This window comes from Streptomyces sp. KL116D (genome assembly GCF_030766975.1).
Lineage (GTDB): Bacteria > Actinomycetota > Actinomycetes > Streptomycetales > Streptomycetaceae > Streptomyces > Streptomyces longispororuber_A.
In genome coordinates this window covers 33,231-57,343 of the sequence record NZ_JASERH010000147.1, presented here as the reverse complement: position 1 = coordinate 57,343, position 24,113 = coordinate 33,231, and the positions used below count along the sequence as shown (strand labels likewise).

Here is a 24,113-nt window from a genome sequence, read left to right as displayed (position 1 = left end):
CTCGAGTGTCACCCGGAATTGCCCGGCGCTGCCGTCACGCCCGACACGGACGCGGAGAATTCACACCGCCACGAGCCGGACCCGATCGCCACACAGCTTGGCCATGTCGTCAATATCGGAGGTCAACATGACCACCGGTCGGTGCTGACGCAGCGCGCCCCCCAGGGACCGCCGCATCGATCGCGTACTTGTGTCCGTGCAGGCCGGCCTCCATCGACAGCCTCGAGGTCGCCCTCGCCTCCAAGTCACCCACCGGAATTACGCGCAGTCCGGGGAGCACCCAGCCCAGAGGACGTCTGATCATGATTTAGAGGGCTACAGGTGGTTTACCTGTTTCGGTTCGCCAGGTTGGCATGGATTCTCCGGTGAGTTCGCGACTCATTTTGTTAGCCATCGCCCAGTGGATCATTGCTCGTGACCGTTGGGGCAGTGCCTCGCAGTCCCGAACGAGGCGCCGGGTGTTGCATCAGCCAGCCGAAGGTTCTCTCGATAACCCACCGCTTGGGCAGGGGCTGGAACCCCGTGGGCGAGGGCCGTTTGACCACCTCGAGCCAGATCCCCAGCGCGGCGCCGTGGTTGAACACTTGGCCCTGGTATCCGCCGTCGGCCCAGACCTGGTCACGCTCGGGTGGCCCGCGGCCAGCTCGGTCAGCAACTGCTTGCCGCCAGCGGAGTCGTGGAGCGAAGCGGCCGTGACAAGGACGGCGAGGACCAGCCCGAGAGCGTCCGTGATCAGGTGCCGCTGGTGTCCTGTGGTCTTCTTGCGGGAAGAACAGCTCCGGAAAGATCAGGGCCGACGCGGTGCCGTAGAGGAAGAAGTCTTACCACTCCAACGACGCCCCGAACCCGGCGGCGAGGGCCACTCTCCTGAGAGAACTGGGCATGCGGACCCCTTTGTTGGCACGGGTGATCCGGCATGAATGCCGTGAACGCTCATGCCGGTCACAGTAGGATCACAGCTCGATGTAGACACGCTTGGTGTACAGGTACGTGTCCATGTGCGCGGAGCTCCCCTTGGAGCCATAGCCGCTCATCTTCGTTCCGCCGAATCCGACCAGCGGATCGATGTGGCCGTAGCAGTTCACCCACATCGTGCCGGTGTGGACTCCCTGGACCACCCTGAGCGCGGTGGAGAGGTTCTGGGACCACACCGCGCCGCCGAGGCCGTACTCGTTGTCATTGGCGATGGCGATGGCTTCGTCCACATCGTCGAACGGCACGATCGACAGGACGGGGCCGAAAATCTCTTCACGGGCGATGCGCATTTCGTTGTTCACGCCGCCGAAGACGCTCGGCTGTACGAAATAGCCGCTCGCGAGGTCACCGCCGAAGCGTCCGCCTCCGCAGAGCAGTTCGGCGCCTTCTGCCTGGCCGACATCGATGTATGACAGCACCTTGTCCAGCTGCGCTTGCGAGATGACCGGGCCCAGCGTGGCTGCATCGTCCAGACTGTGTCCGACCTGCAGGGTGTCTACGAACGCCAGCAGCCGTTCGGTGAACTCCTCGACGACCGGGCGCTGCACCAGAACGCGAGTACCTGCGAAGCAGATCTGACCAGAGTTGGCGAAGACCCCCATCGCCGCTCCCGGCACCGCCTTGTCGAGGTCCGCGTCCGCACACACGATGTCCGCCGACTTGCCGCCCAGTTCGAGCTGCAGCTTCTTGATGTTCACGGTGGACGCCTGAATGATGCTGCGGCCGGTCTCCGTGGATCCGGTGAAGGCGATGCGGTCGACGCCGGGGTGAGCCGCCAGCGCGTGGCCGGCGTCCTTGCCCAGGCCGGTGACGACGTTGATCACCCCCGCCGGTGTCCCGGCCTCATGAAGGATCTCAGCCACCCGCAGCACCGACAGCGAGGCATCCTCGGACGGCTTCAGCACCGCGGTGCACCCGCTGGCCAGAACCGCACCGATGATCCAAAACTGGCTGTTGAGCGGACCGTTCCAGGGAATGATCCCCCCAACGACCCCGACCGGAGCCTTCAACGTCATCGTGGTGACGCTGCCCGGGATGCCGTTCATCAACGTCTCGCCCGAGATGTTGCCCGCCTGCGATGCGAAGAACGACAGCATCTTCATCAGTGCCGGCTTGGTGCCTCGCAGCCTCGATGCGGGGGCGCCCATATCCAGGGCCTCGATCTGGATCAGTTCCTCGAACCGATCGTCGAGGACCTCGGCGATCCGTGTGAGCAACGCCTGGCGCTCGTACGGAGTCCAGGAACTCCACTGGCTGTTGAACGCTTTGCGTGCGGCCAGGACCGCGCGGTCGACGTCGGGTTGATCACCGGCCGCGAGCCTCGCCAGCACCTCACCGGTAGACGGGTTGACGGTGGTCAGTGTCTGCCCGGACACGGCTGGGACGCGCTCGCCGTCGATGAGAAGTTGCTGTTCATCGCGGGCCAGGAAGTCCTGGGCCTGCTTGCAGAGGGCGACGTTCTGCTGGGTTGTGCTCACTTCGTACCTTTCACCTGACCTGAGATGGTGCCTCAATCGAAGACGAAGACGCCCTTGCCGATCTGGCGTCGGTCGAAGAGGTCGTAGGCCCGCTCCGCCTCGTCCAGACGGAACTCGTCGGTGAACAAGGACTCCACGTCCAGGCCGCGCTCGGCCACGAACAGGGCGCACTCCTCCTGCAGGTTCTTGCTGAAGGTAAGCGATCCCACGACGGTCTTCTGCAACTGGATGAGCTCTTCGCTGTCCAGCTCGATCTTTCCAAAAACACCCACCATGCAGGCGGTTCCCCAGCGCCGCAGTCCCTGGACAGACTGGCGGCGCACAGCGGCGTTGGCCGTGCACTCGATGGACTTGTCCACACCTTCCCCGTCGCGAGTCAGTTCACGAACGGCGGCCACAGAATCCTGCTCGGCCGCGTTCACGACATGGTCAGCACCGAACTTCTTCGCCATCTCCAACCGCGAAGGCTCGACGTCGATGGCGATGACACGCGCGCCGAAGGCCTTCGCCAGCATGGTGGCGCTCAGCCCCACAGGCCCCTGCCCGAAGACCGCGACGGTGTCGTCGGCGGAAAGGCCCACCCTCTTGATGGCGCCGAAGGCCGTCCCGGTGCCGCACGAGATGGCTGCCCCAGTCTTGAAAGAAAGGGAGTCGGGCAGGCGAATGAGCGTGTGCGCGGGAATCTTCATGAAGTCCGCGTGTGCACCGTCACCGTCCAAACCGCCGTACACGGTGCGGGCGTTCGGGCAGTACTGCGTCCAGCCCGTACGGCAGTACCGACAGGTGCGACACCCGTCGTAGTGGTGGACCATGACCCGGTCGCCGACCTTGGCCTCGCTGGGGCGCACGGCGTCACCGACCAGCTCGACGACTCCGCACGGCTCATGGCCTTCGATGACCTGCTCGGACTCGGAGCGCACCGGGCCGTGGAGGTGGTTGAGGTCGCTTCCACACATACCGGAGGCCTTCACACGGATGACCACTTCGTCCGGTCCGGGTACCGGGTCAGGGAGCTCGCGAAGCTCGATCTTGTCTTCGCCCAGGAATACAACAGCTTGCATGTCTACGATCCTCGATGATCAGAGGGGGACGGCGCCCGATGAGGGCGCCGTGGGTGTTGGGCACGATCCCGGCGGAGACTCAGCCCGAAAGCGAGGGCCCGGGAGTCACGTCCGACTCTCGGTGCGCGGAGCGCGGGCCCTTCGGGTCCTTTGGCGCGTCCGTGGTGTCGCCCTCGGGGGCGATCTGGTCCAACGCCTCGCGGGAGGTATCCACTCCGGCAACGGCGTTGAGCAGGGTCACGATGACGTACATGCCGGAGACGGCCAGGATGACCCCAAAGACGCCGTAGCTGTTGAACAGCCACAGGACGATGAAGGGCGAGAAGATCAGGCCGATGCGGCCGGCGGTCTGGGCCAGTCCACCGCCGCGGAATCGGAAGGCCGTGGGGAAATACTCCGGGACTGTACCCAAACCGAGGGTCAGGAACGAGGCGACCGTAGCGACCAGGATGAAGCCCACGGCAATGACCAGTGCGGGTGCTGTCATGAACGGGTAGAGGCCTGCGAAGACGGCCGAGAGCGCCCCGAACATCATGAGACTGCGGCGTCGTCCTAGGCGGTCGACAATGAACATGCACAGCAGGGGGCCCGCAACATAGCCGGACATGATTGCGGCGTTGAACCCGAGCGACTTCGAGACGGTCATCCCCTGCTCCACGAAGAACGTGGGCATCCAGCCGGTGACAGCGTAAGAGCCGAAGAGACAGGTGACGGTCAGCAACAGCGCCATCAGCGTCCGTCGGATGACGGCACGCGAGAACAGCACCGTGATCGGCACCCACTCGGCCTTCTCGTCCGTTGCGTCGCCCGTTGTGTCCACGGCCGAAGCCGGAGCGGCGGCCTCTTGGCCCGAGACACCGGACTCCTGCGCGATCCGCTGGATGACGGCCTCGGCTTCCTCGTAGCGCCCGCGCGACTCCAGCCACTGCGGAGACTCCGGCATGTCCCGACGCATCCACCAGGCGATCAGCGCGCCCACGCCGCCGATGATGAACATCCCGCGCCAGGAGACCGCCGGAATGACCACCCAGCCAAGAAGCGAGGACAGGGAGACGCCAAGCCCCGCGAAGATGCCGAGCAGGCCAAGGAAGCGGCCGCGACGGCCGGGCGGGATGAACTCGGTGATCATGCCGTAGCAGATGACGTACTCGGCGCCCATCCCGATGCTCATCAGACCGCGCAGGGCGATGAGCACCTCCATCGAAGGCGCGAGGGCGGCGGCCAGGGCGAGGATCCCGAAGAGTGCCAGGCTGAACTGAAACGCGAAGGAACGTCCGACACGGTCACCGAGCCAGCCGGCAAACGCCGCCCCGATCGCGAGGCCGGCGAACGTGACCGACAGGAAGAGCGAGTTGAGCTCCAGCGTGGAGAAGCCGGTGTCCAGCATCGAGGCCAGTACTCCGGCCGAGAGCGTGTTGTCGAACGAATCGAAGAACATCCCGAGGCTGACCAGCAGCGCCAGGCGTCGGTGAAACTTGCCGACCGGGATGTTCTCGAGCCGCGGGCCCGCATTGACGTGTGTGTTCATTACTGAACCCCTCCCGGCATTGCAGTGAGGCTCCAGTCCCAGCTGGCGACACAGAGAGGGGGGACAGAGGAGAGCAGGTCCCGTCCCGGGACGGCTCCCGTACAGCGGCTGTAGTCAGCCATGCTGAGAGTCCGAGTTACGCACGGATTCGGTCGACATTGTCCGTTCATGCGTCTTACTACTTTCGGCTCGGTGTTCGTCCGCAGCGGCGGGAACACGACGGTGTGTTGGTGAACCGCTCCTTCTCGCGGGCGGACCGTCTGGATAAGTTGCCGGCTCTGCCGTGACACATCGGCTCGGTGTGTCAGCGGTCCAACTGCGACGGGGTACAGATTCCCCACGGCGATTTCTTGAAGATATCCAGCATTGTGGGAATTGGTCAATACTTTCGAGGGGTTCGTACGACGTCAGTTACTGGTGTCGTGGTACAGGCCTGCGGCACGGGCCCGCTGGATCGCCAGATCGGTCACGAGGTCCAGATTGGGGGTCGGCACCTGCATCCGTTCGGCCAGATCGAGGGCGACACGGAACATGGCGTCGACCTCCATCGGGCGACCGGCCTGCAGGTCCTGCGCGATGCTCTGGAGGTGACCGGACTTCGCCAGGTTGCTCAGGCCTGCCTCGGGGTCTCCCGGGTCACAGCCCAAGGCGCGAGCGATGGCTGCGCCCTCGGCCGCCATGGCCTTCGCGACCTCGGCCACGGCCGGCTTATCGAGAACATCCTTCATCGGAGAGGCACTGAGCACTGCCAGTGAGCCTCCGACCAGGTTCATCAACAGCTTGGCCCAGATCGCGTCACGGATGGTCGATGTGACACCGACCTCCAGACCGCTGGGGTTCAGCAGCGACGCCAGCGCGTCGAGGCGCCCGTCCGGCTTCCCGTCGGGACGCCCAAGGAGCAGGCGATTGCGCGGCTTCACGGCGCGGATCACCCCTGGCGCAATCACGCTGCAGGCGGTGTAGGCCACCGCTCCCACGGCACGCTCGGGACCGATGTGGTCCCACAGCGCCCCACCTGGATCGAGCCGCTGCAGGCGCGTACCGTCCCACTCCCCGCCGTGGGAGTGGAAGTACCACCAAGGGATGCCGTTCATGACGAAAAGGACCAGGCTGTCTCGGTGGAGCAGCGAGCCGATGTGCTCGGCGATGTCCGGCAGGGCCGGGGCCTTGACCGCGACGATGACGATGTCCTGAGGCTCCAGATCGCCGGGCCGGTCTGTTGCGAACGGGTGGGAAAGGAGCTCACCGTCACTGGTCTCCACCCGCAGTCCGTGGTCGCGGATGGCGGCCAGCTGTCGGCCCCGAGCGATCAGTGAGACCTCGACCTTGTTCTCGCCCTCGACGGCAGCGAGCCGTCCGGCGATGTGGCCGCCCACGGCTCCCGCGCCGTATACACAGATCTTCATGTGCGTTTCCTGTTCGGTTGCCTGTGAATCAGTTGAACTGCTGCCGCTTTTGCGTCGCGGCGGCGCTGAGGAAGGAGATGTCATTGCCGGTGGAGACATAGCCGGCGCCGAGTTCCAGGTACTGGCGCACCAGGTCGGGGCGCCCGCCGAGCCCGCCGATACCCACGGCCTTGCCGTGGCTACGGCAGGCCTCGATGACGTGCAGGAAGGCCTTGTGCACCTCGGGGTGATCCACCTGCCCCGGTACGCCCATCTCGACGCTGAGGTCGCTGGCGCCCACGAAGAGGATGTCCACGCCGTCCACCGCGGCGATGGCGTGTGCCGCTTCCAGTCCGGCCCGGGATTCGATCTGTGTGACCACCATGGAGGCCCGGTCGAGCTCGCGGACCGTCTGGTCGGCCGGCAGGGGCCGGTAATTCAGCTGGGGCGCGGCGGCAGCTGCCAGGGAGCGCTCGCCCAGGGGGGCGTGCTTGACGGCGCGAACCGCGGCGCGCGCCTCGTCGGCGGACTGCACGCCGGGCACGACGATCCCCATGGCGCCGGCGTCCATGACCTTGGCCATGAAGAACGGGTCCGGGCCGGGCACCCGGATGAGGGGGGTGAGCCCCAGATAGTTGCATGCCATGCAGATCTGGCCCGCCGCTTCCAGCGGGAAGCTGCTGTGCTCCATGTCGATGTAAACGGAGTCGAAGCCCGCGGTATGAGCGATGGCGGCGATGTCGACGGTCCGCGCCAAGCGGATGGTCATCGAGAACACCGGTTCACCGCGGGACAGCTTTTCCTTGGCGGGGTTGCGCAGCAACGGGGTGGGGTCGGGTTCGTTGTTCATGATGTGGCGGCTCCTGACTGACTCGACTCGGGGGGGGGCTTATGGCTCGATGTGGCTCAGCCGAACAGCGTCGGCAGCGCCTGCGCCTCGTCTTCGAAGCCGTACACGGACTTGACTTCGAGGTACTCCTCGAGGCCGAACCGGCCCATGGAGCGGCCGATGCCGGACTGCTTGTATCCGCCCATGGGCGTGTACGAGTCGGTGGGCGCGCCGTTGAAGCTGATGCGTCCGGCGCGCAGCGCGTTGGCCACACGCTGCGCCTTCGCCCGGTCGCGACCGAAGACATAGCCGCCGAGTCCGTAGATCGAATCGTTGGCGATGCGCAGCGCCTCGGCCTCGTCGCGGTAGGGCAGGACGGCCAGGACGGGGCCGAAGACCTCTTCCTTGGCGATCGTCATGTCCGGCGTGACGCCGGTGAACACCGTGGGCTGCACGAAGTACCCCTGGGTAAGCCCCTCAGGACGGTCGAGGCCACCGGTGACGAGCTTTGCGCCCTCGTCGAGGCCGCTCTGGATGTGGCCCCTGATCGACTTGTACTGGGCGGCGCTGACGACCGGACCCATGGTCGTTGCGATATCCAGGGGGTCGCCCAGCTGGTAGCGACGCGCCTCGTCCACCAGGAAGGGCACCGCCTGCTCCATCTGGTCTTCGTGCACCAGCATGCGGCTGGGGGCGTGGCACGACTGTCCCGTATTGAAGAAGCAGCGCTGGATGTTCCAGCGCGCGGCCTGTTCGAGGTCTGCGTCGGGCAGCACGATATTGGCCGACTTCCCACCCAGTTCGAGGCACAGGCGCTTCACCGTGTCCGCGGCAGCGGCTCCTACCACCTTGCCGGCGCCTGTGGATCCGGTGAAGGAGACCATGTCCACGTCCGGGTGGCGGGTAAGAGCATCGCCGACGTCGCGCCCCCTGCCGTTCACCAGGTTGACCACGCCCGGCGGGACCTCGGCCTCGTGCAGCACCTGCGCCAGGAGCGCACCACTGGCGGCGGAGTTCAGGCTGGGCTTGGCAACCACCGTGCAACCGGCCGCCAGAGCGTAGATCAGTTTGATGACTCCGGTCTGGACAGGCCAGTTCCACGGTGAGATGAGGGCGCAGACACCGATGGGCTCGCGACGGACGATGGCTCCACCCACTCGCGCCTCAAAGGCGTACTCACGCAAGGTGTCTCGGGCCACCCTCATGTGCTGGGCCGGCCCCGTGACCTGGGCGTGGCTACCGACGGGGATACCGACCTCGCGCGCGATCAGCTCGGAGAAGTCATCGGCGTACGACTCGTAGACGTCGATGATGCGGTCGATCAGTGCGATCCGGTCGTCCACCGAGGTGGTGGAGAAGCTCTCGAAGGCACGTCGGGCTGCGGCGACCGCACGGTCCGCGTCGGCGGAGGTTCCCAGGGTGACCTGTGCAAAGACCTCCTCACGGGTGGGATCGACGAGTTCGTGTTCGTAGGCCTCGATCGGTTCGGTCCATCGACCGTCGATGTAGAGGTGTGGGTACTTCTGCATGGCGACGAGGTCTCCTCAGACTGCAAGTGGCTTGTCGGGTGGGATCAGCTGTTGTGCGTGTAACCGCCGTCGCAGGCGATGGTCTGTCCGGTGACGAACGCAGAGGCCGGGGTAGCCAGGAAGAACATGACCCCCACCAGGTCCGTGGGGACCATCCCCCGCGGGATGCACTGCTGCGAGGCCGCACGCTCGCGGCCCTCGACGGTGGGATTGACGGTGCGCTCGACTTCGGTGGCGACCATGCCCGGCCGCACACAGTTGGCGGTGACTCCATAGCCGCCCAGCTCGCGCGCCAAGGAATTGGTCATTCCGATCACAGCCGACTTGGAGGTGACGTAGTGCAGATAGTTGACGGTGCCGCGGGCCACCGAGTCGGACGAGACGTTGATGATGCGCCCGAAGCCCGCCTCTCGCATGTGGGGGGCCACCGCCCGCACACACAGGTAGCTGCCGGTGACGTTGACCTTCAGTACCTGTTCCCACTGCGTCAAGGGGATCTGGTCGAACGGCCCCTTCTCGATAGTCGCGAAGATCGACGCGTTGTTGATCAGCACATCGACCTTGCCCCACTTCTCGAGGACGGTGTCGGCCATCGCCGCAACTGAGGTCTCGTCGGTGACGTCCACCTGCACAGCAAGGCCGACTCCCCCGGCATCACGAATCTCCTTGACGACCCCATCCGCTTTCGCACTGTCGAGGTCGGCCACCACGGCATACGCCCCGGCCGCCGCGAACTGCCGTGCCAGCTCGCGGCCGATGCCCTGAGCAGCCCCCGTAATCAGGACCACCCGCCCCTCCACGCTGAAGTCCCGCGCCGACGCCGGCACACCGGAGTCTTGGGGGGTGTGAGTCAGGGGTGTTGTCGTCATGTCCGATCCTCGTCGCGTCGCGCTTCGTGGTGGGTATGCGCCAGTGGTGAACGGGGGGCGCCATCCCGGCCGCCTGCACTCACGCCTCACCTGATCCACCTCCAGATAATTCAGACTCATATGTCCCATACTGTGGGATTTAGAGGTGGAATCCCTGCTGGCACTTGAAAGGTATCCCGCATTATGGGATATCGTCAATGGCAACGCCGGGCTCCACGCCACGGCATGACGCCTGTGGGCACGGCCGGACGAAGCAGCCCAATCGGCACTCGCCACGGGCGGGATGACATCAACCTTTTGGAGAAGCAGAGATGCGCGTCAGCAAAGCAGCGGACACCGGCAACGAACGGGTCGGAACCATGCGCGAGGGCGTCCTCGACCAGAAGCACCTGCTGTTCGGCGAGGACGGCTCGCCGAACAACTACGACCTGAACATGGGCCACACCGGCGACGGCGGCTGGCGCACTCCGCGCCACCGCCACAACTTCGACCAGATCCGCTACGTCATCCAAGGTCGACTCCCGTACACCGAGACCGACGTGCTGGAAGAGGGTTGGGTCGGGTATTTCCCCGAGAGCATCCACTACGGCCCTCAGGAGCGCCCGGCGGACCTTCGCACCATGGTCCTTCAGTGCGGCGGCGCGAGCGGCCAGGGCTACCTCAGCGTCGCGAAGCGGGAGGAGGTGAACGCCGAGCTCAACAAGACCGGGGAGTTCAAGAAGGGTCTGTACCACTACAAGGACGCCAACGGTGAGCCCCAGTCCACGGACGGTTCGCAGGCGATCTTCGAACGTGCCATGGGGCGCAAGCTGGAGTTCGCGGCGCCGCGCTACACCGACGTCATCGCGATGGACCCGAAGGCCTACGACTGGCAGCAGCGTGACGCAGGCGTCTCGGAGAAGTGGCTGGGTCGCTTCACGGAACGCGACCTGCGGATCGGGTTCCTGCGCCTGGAGCCCGGCGCGGTGTACCAGGCAGGCCAGTTCTCCTCCATCGAGATCCTGTTCCAGATCAAGGGTGAGGTGACCGCGGGCGGCGAGAAGTACGGTCCCGAGACCGGCTACGAGTTCCTGGCCAATGAGGGCCCGGTACCCGTGGAGGCCGTCGAGCCGACCGAGTTCTTTCGCGCGGTGCTGCACACGTTCTGAGTCGGCATCACCGCGACACGGGGTTCGCCCGGCCCCGTGTCGCGGTCGCCGACTACTGCCTGTCTTTCCGAGAAAGAGCTCATGCCCATGACCGATTCCGCCAGCCGTCCGGTAGTGCAGGACTCCGAACCGCTGCATCAGGGCACCGTCGTCGACGGTGCACGGGGCGATTCGCCCAGCGATACCGCCGTCGAGGCAAGCGACCGGGCTGCCGCATTGCTCCGGCAACTCACGGAGGCGGGGGTTCCGGCGGACGCGTCGTCTCGACGGCGTTCCGAGTACGCGTACGACGCCTCCAACTACCGCGTCGAACCGCTCGCCGTCGCATTCCCGCGCACCGTCGAGGACGTCGTGGCCGCTGTCGCGGCATGCCGGGCGAGCGGCACCGCCATCGTCGCTCGCGGCGGCGGAACCTCCATGGCAGGCAACGCAGTTGGCCCCGGCCTGGTACTGGACTTCTCACGGCACATGGACCGTGTGCTCGGCATCGACGAGGAAGCCGGGACGGTCGACGTTGAGCCTGGCGTCATCCTCGCGACGCTGTCCCGCGAGGTGGAATACGTCACCGGCGGTCGCCGCACGTTCGCGCCCGACCCCTCGTCCAAGAATCGCGCCACCATCGGTGGAGCGATCGGTAACGACGCGTGCGGCAACCACTCCGTCCGTTACGGTCGCACCTCCGATCACGTGGCGGAAATCGACCTCGTCACTGTCGACGGAGCGCGGCTTACAGCGACCGAAACGGGCCTGCGGGCCACCGATCTCGCCGACTCGTTCTCCGTCGCCACGGCGGAGTCCCTCACGACGTCACTGACCCGGCTCGCCCAGGAGAACCTGAGCGCCTTCCGCCTCGAGCTGGGCCGGATTCCTCGGCAGGTCTCCGGCTATCACCTTGAGAATCTTCTGCCGGAGAAGAAGTTCAACGTCGCCCGCGCGATCGTCGGCTCGGAGGGGACGTGGGCCATAGTCGTCGGCGCGCGCATGAAGCTCGTACCGAAGCCGGCGAGCGCATTGCTCGTCTGCCTCGGGTACGAGGACGTCGTCGACGCCGCCCGTGACATCCCCACGATCCTCGAGTTCTCCCCGGCCGCCGTCGAAGGCACCGACGAGGCGATCGTGGCCACGATGCGGCACCGTCGGGGCCCCGACGCCGTGCTGGGCCTGCCCGAGGGCCGTGCATGGCTCTTCGTGGACCTCGACGGTGACGACCCGGCGTCCGTGGTGGCTCAGGCGGACCGACTGCTCACGCGGCTTGCGCAGAACGGGCGACTTATCCAAGGCCGCGCGGCCGCGGATCCGGCAGAGCGGGCTTCGCTCTGGCGGGTCAGAGAAGACGGGGCAGGGCTGTCCTCACGTCTGGCGTCCGGGGGTGAGTCGTGGCCTGGCTGGGAAGACTCGGCCGTCGCGCCCGAGCGGCTTGCCGACTATCTCGCCGACCTCCGCGAACTCCTGGCTGAGCACGAACTCACCGGGGTCATGTACGGGCACTTCGGCGCCGGGTGCATGCACATTCGCGTCACCTACGATCTGCGCACCGAGGAGGGCCGCAAGGTCTTTCGCCAGTTCACCCACCAAGCCGCGGAACTTGTGGTCCGGCACGGCGGATCGCTGTCCGGAGAGCACGGCGACGGCCGTGCCAGGTCCGAGCTGCTGCCCCTGATGTACTCGCCGGCGGTCATGGACGCGTTCTCCGAATGCCGACGCCTGTGGGACCCCGCCGGCATCCTGAACCCAGGCTCCATGACGGACCCCGACCCCATGGACTCCCACCTCGCCCTCGCAGGCGTGCCGGAGCGCGAATGGCGCACGAGTTTCGACCTGAGCCCGGCAGCCTCCGCTGAGACAGATCCTTGGGTCCACGCGACTCAGGGTTGCATCGGCGTGGGCAGGTGTCGCGCGGACAGCGGCGGCGTGATGTGCCCGAGCTACCGCGCCACTCGCGATGAGAAGGACTCGACGCGAGGCCGTGCCCGCGTCCTGCAGGACATGGTCCGCGGCGCCCGCACGGTCGAGGAGGGCTGGCGGTCCGAAGAGGTCCGGGAAGCACTGGACCTCTGCCTGGCTTGCAAGGCCTGCTCGACCGACTGCCCGGCCGGCGTGGACATGGCCACGTACAAGTCGGAATTCTTCGACCACTACTACCGTGGCCGCCTGCGCCCTCTCGCGCACTTCTCTCTCGGCTGGCTCCCTCGGTGGCTCAAGCTGACGGGCCGAATTTCCAGCATCGTCAACGCGGTCCTCGCGACCCCATTGGGCAAGGTCGCAGCGGCTGCGGGCGGGCTCACCACAAAACGCGCGCTTCCTCGGTTCGCGGGAGCGGGCGAGTGGCGGCGCGAGATCGCCGATGCCGACATCGGAACCGCGGGTGGGGCCGACGCCAAGGACTCGGTGGTTCTGTTCGTGGACACGTTCACGCGCGGCTTCCGACCCGAGGTCGCCGGCGCATCGGCTCGCGTCCTCGCGGACTCCGGTAACGCCGTCGAGTGCTCCGCCGACGCCTGCTGCGGTCTGACGTGGATCTCCACGGGGCAGCTCGGCACAGCGAAGCGGCTGCTCTCCAAGGCCGCGGAAGCACTCGACGACGGCACCGACCGGCCTATCGTGGTCATCGAACCGAGCTGCGCGGCCGCGCTGCGAAAGGACCTGCCCGAACTGGTGCACACCGAGCAGGCCAAACGCGTCGCGGCACGGGTGCGCAGCTTCGCCTCACACCTCGCCGATCGCGTGGCAGCGGGCTGGCAGCCATCCCCAGCACGGCCATTGCCGGCACAGGCCGTACTCCAAACGCACTGCCACGAGTACTCGGTCTTCGGCTCCACCGCCCAACGCACGGTGCTTGAGGCAGCAGGTGTACGCGACGTCGTCGACGCCAACGGCTGCTGCGGCGTTGCCGGAAACTTCGGCTTCGAAGCCCAGCACTACGACGTGAGCATGCAGGTCGCCGAGAACGCGCTCGCCCCGGCACTCAGGGCCACCGACCATGACACAGCCGTGCTCACCGACGGCTTTTCCTGCGCACGGCAGGTGGACCAGCTCGACTCCAGTCGCCCCGGCCTCCACCTGGCCCAACTCCTCGACCAGCGTTCGACCCCGACCACCGCCAACGACCGACACACCAAGCGAACACAGGAACTCTCATGACCACGAACGCCACCTCCCCGAACACCTCGCAGCAGGCCCGCGAGGCCATCGCCAAGGTCAGTACCGGCATCTTCATCGACGGCAAGTGGGACGAAGCGGCATCCGGCGCCCGCTTCGACGTCATCAATCCGGCCACTGAAGAAGTCGTCGCAACCGTGGCCGATGGCGGCCCCGAAGACGCGCTGCGTGCCATCGAGACCGCAGGCCGCGTGCAGAAGAACTGGGCCAGGACAAGTCCGCGTGAGCGCAGCGAAATCCTGCGCCGGGCCTACGACCTGGTCATGGCGCGACAGGACGAGCTCGCCCTGATCATGACCACCGAGATGGGCAAGCCCCTGGCCGAGGCCAAGGGAGAGGTCACATACGCCGCCGAGTTCTTCCGCTGGTTCTCCGAAGAAGCCGTCCGCATCGGCGGAGACCTGACGACGACCGGCGACGGGAAGAACCGCATCCTCGTCTCGCGCGAACCGGTCGGCCCCTGTGTGCTCGTCACGCCGTGGAACTTCCCCCTCGCCATGGGCACGCGCAAGATCGGGCCGGCCATCGCGGCCGGCTGCACGATCGTCTTCAAGCCCGCCAACCTCACCCCGCTCTCTTCGCTGGCGCTCGTGGACATCCTGATCGAGGCCGGTCTTCCCAACGGTGTTCTGAACGTGGTGTGCACGACCGACGCGTCCTCGGTGGTCTCCCCGTGGATGTCGAGCGGCATCGCCCGAAAGATCAGCTTCACGGGGTCGACCGGGGTCGGCGTGCGCCTGCTCGAGCAGGCGTCCCAGCACGTCATGCGCTCGTCCATGGAACTCGGCGGCAACGCACCGTTCCTCGTCTTCGAGGACGCCGACCTGGACCGTGCGGTCGAGGGGGCGGTCGCGGCCAAGATGCGCAACATGGGTGAGGCCTGCACGGCAGCGAACCGGATCTTCGTACAGCGTCCGGTCGCTGAGGAATTCGCTCGCCGTCTCGCCGCGCGTCTGGGCGCGATGCCGGTCGGCGACGGCGTCGAGGCCGGCACCGAGGTGGGCCCGCTCGTGGAGGAAAAGGCGCTCCGTAAGGTCCAGGAGCTCGTCGACGACGCCGTCGGCAAGGGCGCGAAGGTCGTCTGCGGCGGAAGCCGGCCGGACCGCCCGGGCTACTTCTACGCACCCACTGTCCTTTCGGATGTCACGGCGGAGGCCGACCTCATGACCGAGGAGATCTTCGGTCCGGTTGCCCCCGTCGTCCCGTTCGACACCGAGGAAGAGGCCATCCGCCTCGCCAACGACACCCCGTGGGGCCTCGCGGGCTACCTCTTCACCCAGGACGTGGACCGCGGCTTCCGTGTGGGCGAGGCCCTCGAGGTCGGCATGGTCGGCCTGAACACCGGCATCGTCTCCAACCCGGCCGCGCCGTTCGGTGGTGTGAAGGCGTCCGGCCTGGGACGCGAGGGCGGCCGCGTCGGCATCGACGAGTTCCTCGAGTACAAGTACATGGCGGTTCCGCGGGCGTGACCGCAGGCCGATGTCTCAGGGCCTGAGCAGAGGATGCGGAGCATCTCGCGCCGCTCAGGCCCTGAGTTTCGGCAACCACTGCAGGCTCCCACCGCTGGATTCGGGCTCGGCGGGGCACTATCGTCGCCATTCACCGGTGCCGACCGACGAAGCGCCCTCACCGAAAAAGGATTTCGCCGGAAATCGCAGGGTGAGAACCGAATGGGCACCCCATTGGGGCCGCCCCGCTCTCGCGTGGTCGCGCTATTGACCTCGCCACCATCATTGGCAATATCCCACATAGCGGGATATTGTCTCGTCATGACAGTGCCTACCCCCCAGGGCAGCGCGAGCCTGGCCAAGATGCTCCACATCCTGGAGCTGTTCAGCGAAGCAGAGCCCGTATGGTCCACAGCCGCCATCCTCGAGGCTTTGGAGACCTCCCGGTCGACGGGATATCGCTACATCAAGACCTTGCACGAGGCGGGGCTGCTCGACGCAGTGCGCAACGGTCAGTACACCCTCGGCCCGCGGATCATCGAGATGGACCTGCAGATCCGACAGACGGACCCCCTGCTCCTGGCCAGCCGTGGCGTTCTTGAGGACCTGGTGGACAAGATCGGACACTCGGCGCTTCTCTGCACCGCGTTCCGCGATTCGGTCCTGTGCGTCGGTGAGTACCGCGCCCCCCTCAGCCCAGAGAACCGATTCAGCCGAGGCCAACGCCGCCCCCTGTTTCAAGGATCGGTATCGAAGGTCATCCTGGCCCACTTCCCCCACCACCGCCTCAAAGCCGTCTACGCCCGCCAGAGCACGGAAATCGAGAACGCCGGACTCGGCAGCACGTGGAGCGAATTCCGCTCGACGTTGGGGGCGATCAAAAAGGACGGCCACCTCCTGACTGTCGGCGAGTTCAACCCCGGCGTCTACAGCGTCGCGGCACCGATCCTCACAGACCAGAAGACGTCCCTGGGCAGCGTGGGTGTCGCCTGGGACGAGAACGAACGGCGGGACGTCGAGTTCGACCACGCCGTGCTCGTCGTCAAGCAGGCAGCCGCGACCATTTCAGAGCGCCTACGGGACGAGCAACACGGCTGAGGCACTCTACCGGTGGTTCGTTAAACCCGGCGACAGAGAGGGTTGACGGTCTGACGGGCCCACCGTACGCCGGAGGCAGGAGCTCAACTGGCCTGCTGGAGGCAGGAGATGACGCCCCACGTCCGTGTCCGCCCGCACCGGGGCCGCTGGAGGACTACGCGGCCCGGTTCAACGATGTGTTCGCCCTCAATGCTGTTGGACCGGATCGAGTGGAATATCGTCAACGATCTCCGACAGTATGCCCCCATATAAGTCCCTCAGAACCGCGTCGGCCTCGGAGCTCGAACGTCTCCTCGTCCTCCTCCCCAGATCACAGAGTGACCGACTTGCCAGCACGGGCGGACTCCTCCGCGGCGTTCGCCAGGACGAGCGCGGTGACACCATCCTCGAAGCTGGGAGAGCAGGGTTCGCCACTGCGAATGGCGTGCGCGAAAGCGTCGAGTTCGGCGCGGTAAGCGTCCGCGTAGCGCTCGAGGAAGAAGGGAAGGCACGGGCCCGCGCCCTCGGTCCCTTCACTGCCGAACTTGCGCACGGTGGTCTCGGTGACATTGCCGGCCGCGAGCATTCCTGCGGAGCCGAACGCCTCGAGGCGCTGGTCGTACCCGTAGGCGCAGTGGCGGGAGTTCGTGATGGTGATGATCTCGCCGTCACGACCACGCAAGGTGACGACGGTGGAGTCGTAGTCGTCGTACTTCTTGATGTCGTCGCTGAAGACGTTGCTGCCGACCGCAGTGACCTCGACGATGTCAGGGACGAAGAACCTCGCCATGTCCAGGTCATGGATCGTCATGTCGCGGAAGATGCCGCCGGATCCGGCGATGTAGTCCTCCGGTGCGGGAGCAGGGTCGCGGCTGATGATCGTCAGCTGCTCGAGCCTTCCGATCTCTCCAGCGGCGACGCGGGCGCGCACCGCGGCGAAGTTCGGGTCGAAACGCCGGTTGAAGCCGAGCATGATCGGTGCGGTGCTGTCACCGAGCTTGTCCTGGCACTCCAGGACAGTGTCGATGTCGAGATCGATGGGCTTCTCACACAGAACGGCGAGACCGTGCGCCCTCGACCGGGTGATCAGGTCGACATGTGTGCTGGTGGGCGAGGCGATGATGACACCGTCGAGATCCGCCTCGGCGAACACCTCATCGGGGTCCGCTACGGCCTTGGAGCCGGTCTCGGCGGCCAGCCGCTGGGCACCTTCGATAAAGGGGTCGGCGACCACGACGAGGTCGATACTCGGATGGGCGGCGACGCTCCGGGCGTGCACCTGACCGATGCGACCGGAACCGAACAGCGCCAGGCGCAGGCGGCGTTCAGACATGGTGGTTCCTTACTTTGTTGGCGTGACGGTGCGAGGATTCGAGCCGAGAGGGCTCAGCTGCTCGGGAAGCAGCTCACGGCTGTGTCGTAGGCACGCTGCAGGCCCTCCGCGAACGGCTTGCCCCGGTGCTCGGCCGAGATGATCTCGACGCCCCAGGCGCCCCGGTATCCTGCGTCGAGCGTGCGCTGGACGAAGGCCGCGGTGTCGAAGGCGCCTTCGCCGCAGTACTTGCGGCGATTGCTGGAGTCGTCGACGATTCCGGCGACCGTGTCCCGGATCTCCGCGGTTCCGTCGTTGATCTCGACCGCGGTGACACGTTCCATGGGAACTACGTTCCACACCTCGTCGTTCGAGAGGCGCCCCTTGTAGGTGTGCCAGATGTCGATCAGCAGACCCGCCGAGGGGCTGTCCGACTTGGTGACGACCTCGACTGCTTCCTGCGTGGTCCGCAGGTGAGAAAAGGGCGTGGCTTCGAGTGCGAGGCGGATGTCGGATGCGGCGGCCTCATCTGCCAAGTCGCGGTACGCGTCCGCCAGGTGAGCGAGCGGCAGCGGGCTCTCTGTGAGACCCGCGCCGACCTTGATGTGGTGGGCGCCGAGTGCCGTTGCGGCTTCGAAGAGATCGGCACGGACGGCGTCCGCAGCTGCACGCTCGGCTCCCGTGGTCCACCAGTTGTCGAGGAACTCGACCTCGACGATGCCGATGCCGGCCTCACGGATCATCTTGGACAGCTCGGTGTAGCCGATGGTGTCCCGTGCCTCGACCAGGTCGGCGTGGACCAGGCCGACGCCGGCCCAACCGATTCTCGCGACGGCCTCAATGCGCTCAGCCAGGGGGACCGGGCTCCGCTCGTCGTCCTGCATCGGCGCGACGGCGCCCGCGCTGGTCCAGCAAGTGGCGATCAGATCGGGTATCGCAGGGGTCACGGCGTTCTCGCTGTTCGCGCTCATGCTCCGGCCTCCACATCGACCGAGGCGCCGCGCTCCTTCTCGGAGCGGTAGCAGGCGTCGACGATACGGGCCACCGTCAGTGCGTCAGACACGGGCGCGACAACGGGGGCACCCGTGCGGATGCTTTCGACCCAGCCGCGCATCTCGGGGTGGAAGTTGCTGATGTTCTCCAGCTCAGGAAGCTCAGAGAACTTGTTCGCCTCGGTACGGGCGAAAGGCGGGGTGAAGTGGCTCTGCGTCCACTCCGTCCACCCGGCCGGGTATCCCCCGCGGTCCTCGTCGACGTAGACGCGGAGCTTCTGCGGGAGGATGCCGAGCTCGATCATGCCGCCCGTGCCGTAGACACTGATGCGGGAGCTCTCGAACCACTCCAGGTGGTCGTGCCCGTCGAAACTGAACGTCATCGACTTGTCGGGGTAGTTGAGAAGTACCGCGGCAGAGTCCTCGCGGCTCGCATCGCCGGAGAGCTTGGGCGACTTGTGCACACGGGCGTTGACCGACTCGGGAGCACCGAACATGCGCACCAGGGAGTCGAGCATGTGGCAGCCGAGAATCCACAGCACGCCGCCCATGTCGGCGGGCTGGTTGAGGTGTTGCGTCTCATGCTCGCCGACCAGCGCGGCGCCGCGGGCGGAGACCGTGACTACCTCCCCGATCAGGCCCTGCTCGATCAGTTCCTTGGCACGGCTCACCGACTGGGCCAGACGTACGTTGTAGCCGACCTGCACGACCTGGCCGGGCTTGGCTTCGGCCTCCGCCTGGCGCAGGCGCAGTAGGTCCTCGGCCGTGCCACCTCCCGGCTTCTCGACGACCACGGACTTGCCGGCGTCCAGGGCTCGGAGAGCGTGCGGGACCATGTCGCGGCTCTTGGAGTGGACCATGATGGCGTTGATGCGTTCGTCCTGGAGCACGCCATCGATGGTGCGGGCCTCAAGCCCGTACTTCTCGGTGAAGTACGTGAGTCGGGGATCGTCGTCGGCGGCCGCGACCACCTCGACGCCCTCGATCTCACGCAGGGCGCGCACTCGCGCCGACGCGTGCGGGTGGGTGATGCCCAGGAGTCCCACGATGATCGGTTCCAAGGTTGCTCTCCTGTCGTTCCGAGCCGTCGGCCCGCTCAGAGCGAGCGGGCGAACTGTTGTGAGATCACGAGTCGTTGTCGTCGGGATGCGCTGCCGTCGATGCATGCTGCCGACTCCCGGATCGCGCTGCCCGGGGCACTCGCGCAGCGACGGCAATTACTTTCACACACTGGACAGGGCGTCCACAAGGAGTTGCTCCTTGTGGGCTGGATCACTACTCGATGTCGATTGACGACGCGTCATCGCGCCCCGCCGGAAGCACAGTCGGGGCACCGAGGTACCGAGAGAGCTCCGCCGCCCCATTGCGCACCAGGTCCGTGACGGACAGCCCATCGCCCGGTGTGGCCAAGATGCCGTCACGCAGGCCACTCACAGACAACGAGGCCGCGACCTCACCACGATGATCGAAGATCGGGGCGCCAATCGCGGCAATTCCAGGGGTCACGTTGTTGTCGCTGACAACGTGCCCCTGCACGCGGATCCTCTCCAGATCGGCGTAGAGCTCGGGTCGCGACTGAAGGTCACGCCACGGATCTCCGCTATTGGTGGCGATCGCGGCGTACTCCTCCCAGGCCGTGCGCTCCTCAAAGGCCAGCAACGCACGAGGGGCCGCCCCCACATGGAGCGGCAGTGACTGCCCCAACTGCAGAACCCTGCTGTTGACGCGCACCCCGTCGACCCGCTCGATGCAGACGGCTCGGGTACCGCGGCGAATCGTGAGAAAGGTCGTCTCCCCCGTCGCCTTATGGATCTCCTCCAGGACCGGCACGGCAGCCCTGCGAACATCCAGGCGACGCGCCATCTCACCAGAGAGCCGCAGCATCTTGCCGCCCACTCGGTAGGCACCACGAGGCCCTATCTGTTCCACCCATCCCGCTTCGGCCAGCGTGCCGAGCATGCGGTAGACAGAGCTGACCGGCTCCTCGAGCCGCTCCGTGAGGCGGGTCGAGGTCGCGACGTGCTCGTCGGCCAGCACCTCCATAAGGGCCCCGGCCTTGGCTATCACTGCCGGGGAACGCGATCCCGCAGGCTCGTCCCCGACAGGCACCCCCGGGACAGAATCACCAACGCCCTTGTCCGGGCGGGACCGCCCGGCGATGGATGCCTCGATCGCCCGCGCTGCCGCGAGGACCGTCTCACTGGCCGCACCTTCCTGTGCGAGGACCCGCTCCCTGAGTCCGGCCACACAGACAGCCCCGACGACGTCTCCACTCCGGTCCCGCACAGGGGCACCGATCGAGGCGACCCCCTCGATCGCCTCGCCGTCCTCGATGCTCCACCCGCGGGCGACCGTGCGCTCAAGCCTGAGCTGGAGATCGTCCGCCTTCACCGGAGTCTGCGGCGTGAGGGGCTCGAACGGCTCTTGCACGAGGACCTGGTCACGGACCTTGGCAGGCAAGAAGGCGAGCAACGCCTGGGAGGCCGCACCGGCATGGAGGGGCAAGGTCCTGCCGGGCGCCAGCACCAGCATGTCCACGTCAGACCCGTCCACCTGATCCAAGCACAATGCCCCGCCCCCCTGCAGGACACGGAAGGACACGCTCATACCCAACTGCCCCTGCGCCCAGCGCAGTTGCTTGCGCAGTTCAACGCGGTCAACGTACGCGTCGACCACAGCCTCGCCCAGCCTCAGCACCCCGGTTCCCAACTCAAGACGCCCGTCACCAGCCGGGCGGACCAGTTGCGTCTGCTCCAGGGCCGCGGCGATCCGATAGACACTCGGACGGGGTTCAGAGACCGCTTTGGCCAATTCCGCCGGTGTCGACGGTCCGAGCCGTGCCAGTTCGTCCACGATCTGGCCGGCCTTCTTCAACAACTGGATGGCACTCACTGCCTGCCTCATCCCTGCGAGTACGAACGGGCCCCCAGAGCCGCACCTGCCCATTGACCTGTGCAGCCACCGATGCCGCGATGGATTGACTTCTCACTGAGTGGTCATGCTGTCCGAACTTAACGTGCACTACCTCTGGCGCGACGTCACCCTACTGTGCGAACATCTCGTCCACTGTATGGCACTTGATCGCGCTGGTGGCCCTCCAAGGACTGCGAAATTTGTCGAGGCCCCCGAGCCGGCGCGAATACACATCGACCGCGGCGACAGCCAGGTTGCCTGCCGAAGCACCACGCCCCGAGGAGGAAGTCTCCACCAAGGAGACGACGCCGATGATCCACTCTTTCGTCCATGAAGCCCTGCCGATGCGCGTCCGATTCGGGGCGAAGTCACTGTCGGCGCTGCCCGAGGAACTGGACCAGATCGGTCTGGCGCGCGTCCTGGTCCTGTGCTCGCCCGGCCAGGAGGACACCGCGGAGCTGGTGGCGAACGCCCTGGGCGGCCGGTGTGTGGGAGTGCTGGCGGATGCCGTCATGCACGTACCAAGCGAGGTGGCCGAGAACGCGAGCACCGAAGCCGCAAGGGTCGGAGCCGACGGATGCGTCACGGTGGGTGGCGGCTCGGCGATCGGCCTCGGGAAGGCCATCGCGCTCAAGCATGGCCTGCCGATCGTGGCCGTCCCCACCACCTACTCCGGCTCGGAGATGACCCCGGTCTGGGGCCTGACCACCGACGGCCGCAAGGAAACGGGGCGCGACGCCCGGGTGCTGCCCCGCAGCGTCGTCTACGACCCCGACCTGACCCTGTCGCTACCGGTTTCGATGTCGGTGACCAGCGGTTTCAACGCCATCGCGCACGCGGTCGAAGCACTGTACGCGCCGGACGCGACACCCATCATCTCCCTGATGGCGCAGGAAGGCGTCCGTGCCCTGGCCTCAGCGCTGCCCGGCATCGTGGCCGACGGATCGGACGCCGCCGCCCGTGCCGGGGCACTGTACGGCTCATGGCTGTGCGGCGCATGCCTGGGAGCGACGACCATGTCCCTGCACCACAAGCTGTGCCATGCCCTGGGCGGCACTCTGAACCTTCCGCACGCGCAGACCCACACGGTGGTGCTCCCGCACGCCCTCGCCTTCAACCAACCGGCCACGCCTGATGCGACAACTGCACTCACGCGGGTGTTGCCGGGCGAAGGCGGCCCCGCGGACCGGCTCTGGCACCTGGCAGGTGAGCTGGGGGCACCACGCACCCTCGCCGAGCTGGGAATGCAGGAGAGCGACATTGATCGGATTGCCGACGAGGTCACCAGCCGCTCATACGGAAACCCCCGCCCTATTACGCACAACGCCGTCGCCGGCCTCCTTCGTGCGGCCTGGGCCGGAGAGCGGCCCAGCACAGAACCCGGCGACAAGGCCTGACGACACACCACCGCTCTGCAGCCACGACACCGGCACACGTATCCGCTCACGCAACCGAGGAACGCCATGCCTGATCGCAACACCGTTGACAACTCCCCCGTTGCCGCACCCGGCCAACATGACGTCTCCAAAGCTCAACAGGCTGTCGAGGAGCGGCTCATCGAGACCGTCCTGCAGTCCTTCGACGGATGTCAGGACCCACGGCTCAAGCAGGTCATGCAGGCGCTCGTCCGCCACCTGCACGCATTCGTCCGTGAGGTGCGCCTGACGGAAGGAGAGTGGAACAAAGCGATCGAGTTCCTTACCGAGGTCGGCCACATCACCGATGACCGGCGCCAGGAGTTCATTCTGCTCTCCGATGTCCTGGGCGCGTCCATGCAGACCATCAACGTCAACAACGAGGCCTGCGGGGATGCCACGGAGGCGACCGTGTTCGGCCCATTCTTCGTCGACGACGCACCCCGTATCGAGCAGGGCGGGGACCTCTCCGGCGGCGCGGCCGGCCAGCCCTGCTGGGTCGAGGGCACCGTACGGGACACTGAGGGCAAGCCCGTTCCAAACGCCCGCATCGAAGTGTGGGAAGCCGACGAGGACGGCTTCTACGACGTCCAGTACACCGATAACCGTGTCTCCGGCCGGGCCCACCTCTTCAGCGACGAGCAGGGAGAGTTCCGCTTCTGGGGCCTCACCCCGACGCCGTACCCGATCCCGCACGACGGGCCAGTGGGCAGGATGCTGGAGGCCACCGGGCGTTCCCCGATGCGCGCCTCCCACCTGCACTTCATGGTGTCCGCCCCACAGCTGCGGACATTGGTGACGCACATCTTCGTACGCGGCGACGAGCTCCTCGAATCCGACACCGTATTCGGCGTCAAGGACTCCCTGATCAAGGACTTCGTGCAGCAACCGGCCGGCACCGCGACCCCGGACGGACGTGAACTCGACGACCGCACTTGGGCACGCGCCCGCTTCGACATCGTTCTTGCGCCCGCATAAACCGCTGACGCCACCCT

The 24,113-nt window shown here is 66.5% G+C and carries 17 protein-coding genes and 2 pseudogenes; 6 read left to right on the top strand and 13 right to left on the bottom strand.

What is annotated here, in order from left to right; all coding sequences use genetic code 11:
* Positions 1-60: 60 nt before the first annotated feature.
* The 9 genes and pseudogenes from RBJ77_RS58020 to RBJ77_RS57980 all read right to left on the bottom strand — a co-directional run.
* Positions 61-289: pseudogene (locus RBJ77_RS58020) on the bottom strand (DNA-binding protein); the annotation flags it as partial.
* Positions 290-466: 177 nt separating this feature from the next.
* Positions 467-757: pseudogene (locus tag RBJ77_RS58015) on the bottom strand (hypothetical protein); the annotation flags it as partial.
* A 196-nt stretch (positions 758-953) separates the two neighbouring features.
* The gene (locus RBJ77_RS58010) at positions 954-2,453 is read right to left on the bottom strand and encodes an aldehyde dehydrogenase (RefSeq protein WP_372352328.1); all 1,500 of its coding nucleotides are present in this window, start codon (positions 2,451-2,453) and stop codon (positions 954-956) included.
* A gap of 32 nt (positions 2,454-2,485) precedes the next feature.
* The gene (locus RBJ77_RS58005; RefSeq protein ID WP_372352327.1) at positions 2,486-3,514 is read right to left on the bottom strand and encodes a zinc-binding dehydrogenase; all 1,029 of its coding nucleotides are present in this window, start codon (positions 3,512-3,514) and stop codon (positions 2,486-2,488) included.
* 79 nt (positions 3,515-3,593) lie between these two features.
* On the bottom strand, positions 3,594-5,042 hold the full coding sequence (locus RBJ77_RS58000; protein ID WP_372352326.1) for an MFS transporter: 1,449 nt from the start codon (positions 5,040-5,042) through the stop codon (positions 3,594-3,596).
* A 407-nt stretch (positions 5,043-5,449) separates the two neighbouring features.
* Positions 5,450-6,448, bottom strand: coding sequence for a ketopantoate reductase family protein (locus tag RBJ77_RS57995; protein WP_372352325.1), 999 nt, complete (start codon positions 6,446-6,448; stop codon positions 5,450-5,452).
* 28 nt (positions 6,449-6,476) lie between these two features.
* Entirely contained in the window at positions 6,477-7,277 is an 801-nt protein-coding gene (locus tag RBJ77_RS57990; RefSeq protein WP_372352324.1) for an HpcH/HpaI aldolase/citrate lyase family protein, read from the bottom strand.
* Between the two features lie 56 nt (positions 7,278-7,333).
* Positions 7,334-8,785, bottom strand: a complete 1,452-nt coding sequence (locus RBJ77_RS57985) for an aldehyde dehydrogenase family protein (protein WP_372352323.1) — start codon at positions 8,783-8,785, stop codon at positions 7,334-7,336.
* A gap of 44 nt (positions 8,786-8,829) precedes the next feature.
* Positions 8,830-9,654, bottom strand: a complete 825-nt coding sequence (locus tag RBJ77_RS57980) for an SDR family NAD(P)-dependent oxidoreductase (protein ID WP_372352322.1) — start codon at positions 9,652-9,654, stop codon at positions 8,830-8,832.
* A 311-nt stretch (positions 9,655-9,965) separates the two neighbouring features.
* On the opposite strand from RBJ77_RS57980, the gene RBJ77_RS57975 reads away from it, so the two are divergent.
* From RBJ77_RS57975 to RBJ77_RS57960, 4 genes are all read left to right on the top strand, one after another.
* Positions 9,966-10,802: a hypothetical protein gene (locus RBJ77_RS57975; protein ID WP_372352321.1), complete on the top strand. Its 837-nt coding sequence runs from the start codon at positions 9,966-9,968 to the stop codon at positions 10,800-10,802.
* Positions 10,803-10,889: 87 nt separating this feature from the next.
* Positions 10,890-13,943 (top strand): FAD-binding and (Fe-S)-binding domain-containing protein, encoded by a 3,054-nt coding sequence (locus tag RBJ77_RS57970; RefSeq protein ID WP_372352320.1) that lies wholly within the window; start codon positions 10,890-10,892, stop codon positions 13,941-13,943.
* The gene (locus RBJ77_RS57965) at positions 13,940-15,430 is read left to right on the top strand and encodes an NAD-dependent succinate-semialdehyde dehydrogenase (protein WP_372352319.1); all 1,491 of its coding nucleotides are present in this window, start codon (positions 13,940-13,942) and stop codon (positions 15,428-15,430) included. The genes RBJ77_RS57970 and RBJ77_RS57965 overlap by 4 nt, the downstream gene beginning before the upstream one ends.
* Positions 15,431-15,730: 300 nt before the next feature.
* A complete protein-coding gene (locus tag RBJ77_RS57960; RefSeq protein ID WP_372352318.1) occupies positions 15,731-16,507 on the top strand; it encodes an IclR family transcriptional regulator in 777 nt (258 codons plus the stop codon).
* A 310-nt stretch (positions 16,508-16,817) separates the two neighbouring features.
* On the opposite strand, the gene iolG is transcribed toward RBJ77_RS57960, so the two are convergent.
* From iolG to RBJ77_RS57940, 4 genes are read right to left on the bottom strand one after another with little or no spacing between them, the layout of a single operon-like run.
* Positions 16,818-17,819: an inositol 2-dehydrogenase gene (iolG, locus tag RBJ77_RS57955; protein ID WP_372352317.1), complete on the bottom strand. Its 1,002-nt coding sequence runs from the start codon at positions 17,817-17,819 to the stop codon at positions 16,818-16,820.
* A 53-nt stretch (positions 17,820-17,872) separates the two neighbouring features.
* Positions 17,873-18,769, bottom strand: coding sequence for a sugar phosphate isomerase/epimerase family protein (locus RBJ77_RS57950; protein ID WP_372352316.1), 897 nt, complete (start codon positions 18,767-18,769; stop codon positions 17,873-17,875).
* Positions 18,766-20,007 carry a Gfo/Idh/MocA family protein gene (locus tag RBJ77_RS57945; RefSeq protein ID WP_372352315.1) on the bottom strand — a complete coding sequence of 414 codons (1,242 nt, stop codon included), beginning with the start codon at positions 20,005-20,007 and terminating at the stop codon, positions 18,766-18,768. Before RBJ77_RS57945 ends, RBJ77_RS57950 begins: the two co-directional genes overlap by 4 nt.
* 58 nt (positions 20,008-20,065) lie before the next feature.
* On the bottom strand, positions 20,066-21,682 hold the full coding sequence (locus RBJ77_RS57940) for an IclR family transcriptional regulator (RefSeq protein WP_372352314.1): 1,617 nt from the start codon (positions 21,680-21,682) through the stop codon (positions 20,066-20,068).
* 332 nt (positions 21,683-22,014) lie between these two features.
* On the opposite strand from RBJ77_RS57940, the gene RBJ77_RS57935 reads away from it, so the two are divergent.
* Together RBJ77_RS57935 and RBJ77_RS57930 are read left to right on the top strand one after the other, a co-directional pair.
* A complete protein-coding gene (locus tag RBJ77_RS57935) occupies positions 22,015-23,100 on the top strand; it encodes a maleylacetate reductase (protein ID WP_372352313.1) in 1,086 nt (361 codons plus the stop codon).
* Between the two features lie 66 nt (positions 23,101-23,166).
* Positions 23,167-24,096: an intradiol ring-cleavage dioxygenase gene (locus RBJ77_RS57930; protein WP_372352312.1), complete on the top strand. Its 930-nt coding sequence runs from the start codon at positions 23,167-23,169 to the stop codon at positions 24,094-24,096.
* Positions 24,097-24,113: the final 17 nt, after the last annotated feature.

What these genes read in the sequence shown, in the direction of transcription:
- iolG (WP_372352317.1), bottom strand. Translation starts at nt 17,819, where the DNA reads ATGTCTGAACGCCGCCTGCGCCTGGCGCTGTTCGGTTCCGGTCGCATC.
- RBJ77_RS57960 (WP_372352318.1), top strand. Translation starts at nt 15,731, where the DNA reads ATGACAGTGCCTACCCCCCAGGGCAGCGCGAGCCTGGCCAAGATGCTC.
- RBJ77_RS57935 (WP_372352313.1), top strand. Translation starts at nt 22,015, where the DNA reads ATGATCCACTCTTTCGTCCATGAAGCCCTGCCGATGCGCGTCCGATTC.
- RBJ77_RS57950 (WP_372352316.1), bottom strand. Translation starts at nt 18,769, where the DNA reads ATGAGCGCGAACAGCGAGAACGCCGTGACCCCTGCGATACCCGATCTG.
- RBJ77_RS57990 (WP_372352324.1), bottom strand. Translation starts at nt 7,277, where the DNA reads ATGAACAACGAACCCGACCCCACCCCGTTGCTGCGCAACCCCGCCAAG.
- RBJ77_RS57980 (WP_372352322.1), bottom strand. Translation starts at nt 9,654, where the DNA reads ATGACGACAACACCCCTGACTCACACCCCCCAAGACTCCGGTGTGCCG.
- RBJ77_RS57965 (WP_372352319.1), top strand. Translation starts at nt 13,940, where the DNA reads ATGACCACGAACGCCACCTCCCCGAACACCTCGCAGCAGGCCCGCGAG.
- RBJ77_RS58000 (WP_372352326.1), bottom strand. Translation starts at nt 5,042, where the DNA reads ATGAACACACACGTCAATGCGGGCCCGCGGCTCGAGAACATCCCGGTC.
- RBJ77_RS57975 (WP_372352321.1), top strand. Translation starts at nt 9,966, where the DNA reads ATGCGCGTCAGCAAAGCAGCGGACACCGGCAACGAACGGGTCGGAACC.
- RBJ77_RS57970 (WP_372352320.1), top strand. Translation starts at nt 10,890, where the DNA reads ATGACCGATTCCGCCAGCCGTCCGGTAGTGCAGGACTCCGAACCGCTG.
- RBJ77_RS57930 (WP_372352312.1), top strand. Translation starts at nt 23,167, where the DNA reads ATGCCTGATCGCAACACCGTTGACAACTCCCCCGTTGCCGCACCCGGC.
- RBJ77_RS58005 (WP_372352327.1), bottom strand. Translation starts at nt 3,514, where the DNA reads ATGCAAGCTGTTGTATTCCTGGGCGAAGACAAGATCGAGCTTCGCGAG.
- RBJ77_RS57995 (WP_372352325.1), bottom strand. Translation starts at nt 6,448, where the DNA reads ATGAAGATCTGTGTATACGGCGCGGGAGCCGTGGGCGGCCACATCGCC.
- RBJ77_RS57985 (WP_372352323.1), bottom strand. Translation starts at nt 8,785, where the DNA reads ATGCAGAAGTACCCACACCTCTACATCGACGGTCGATGGACCGAACCG.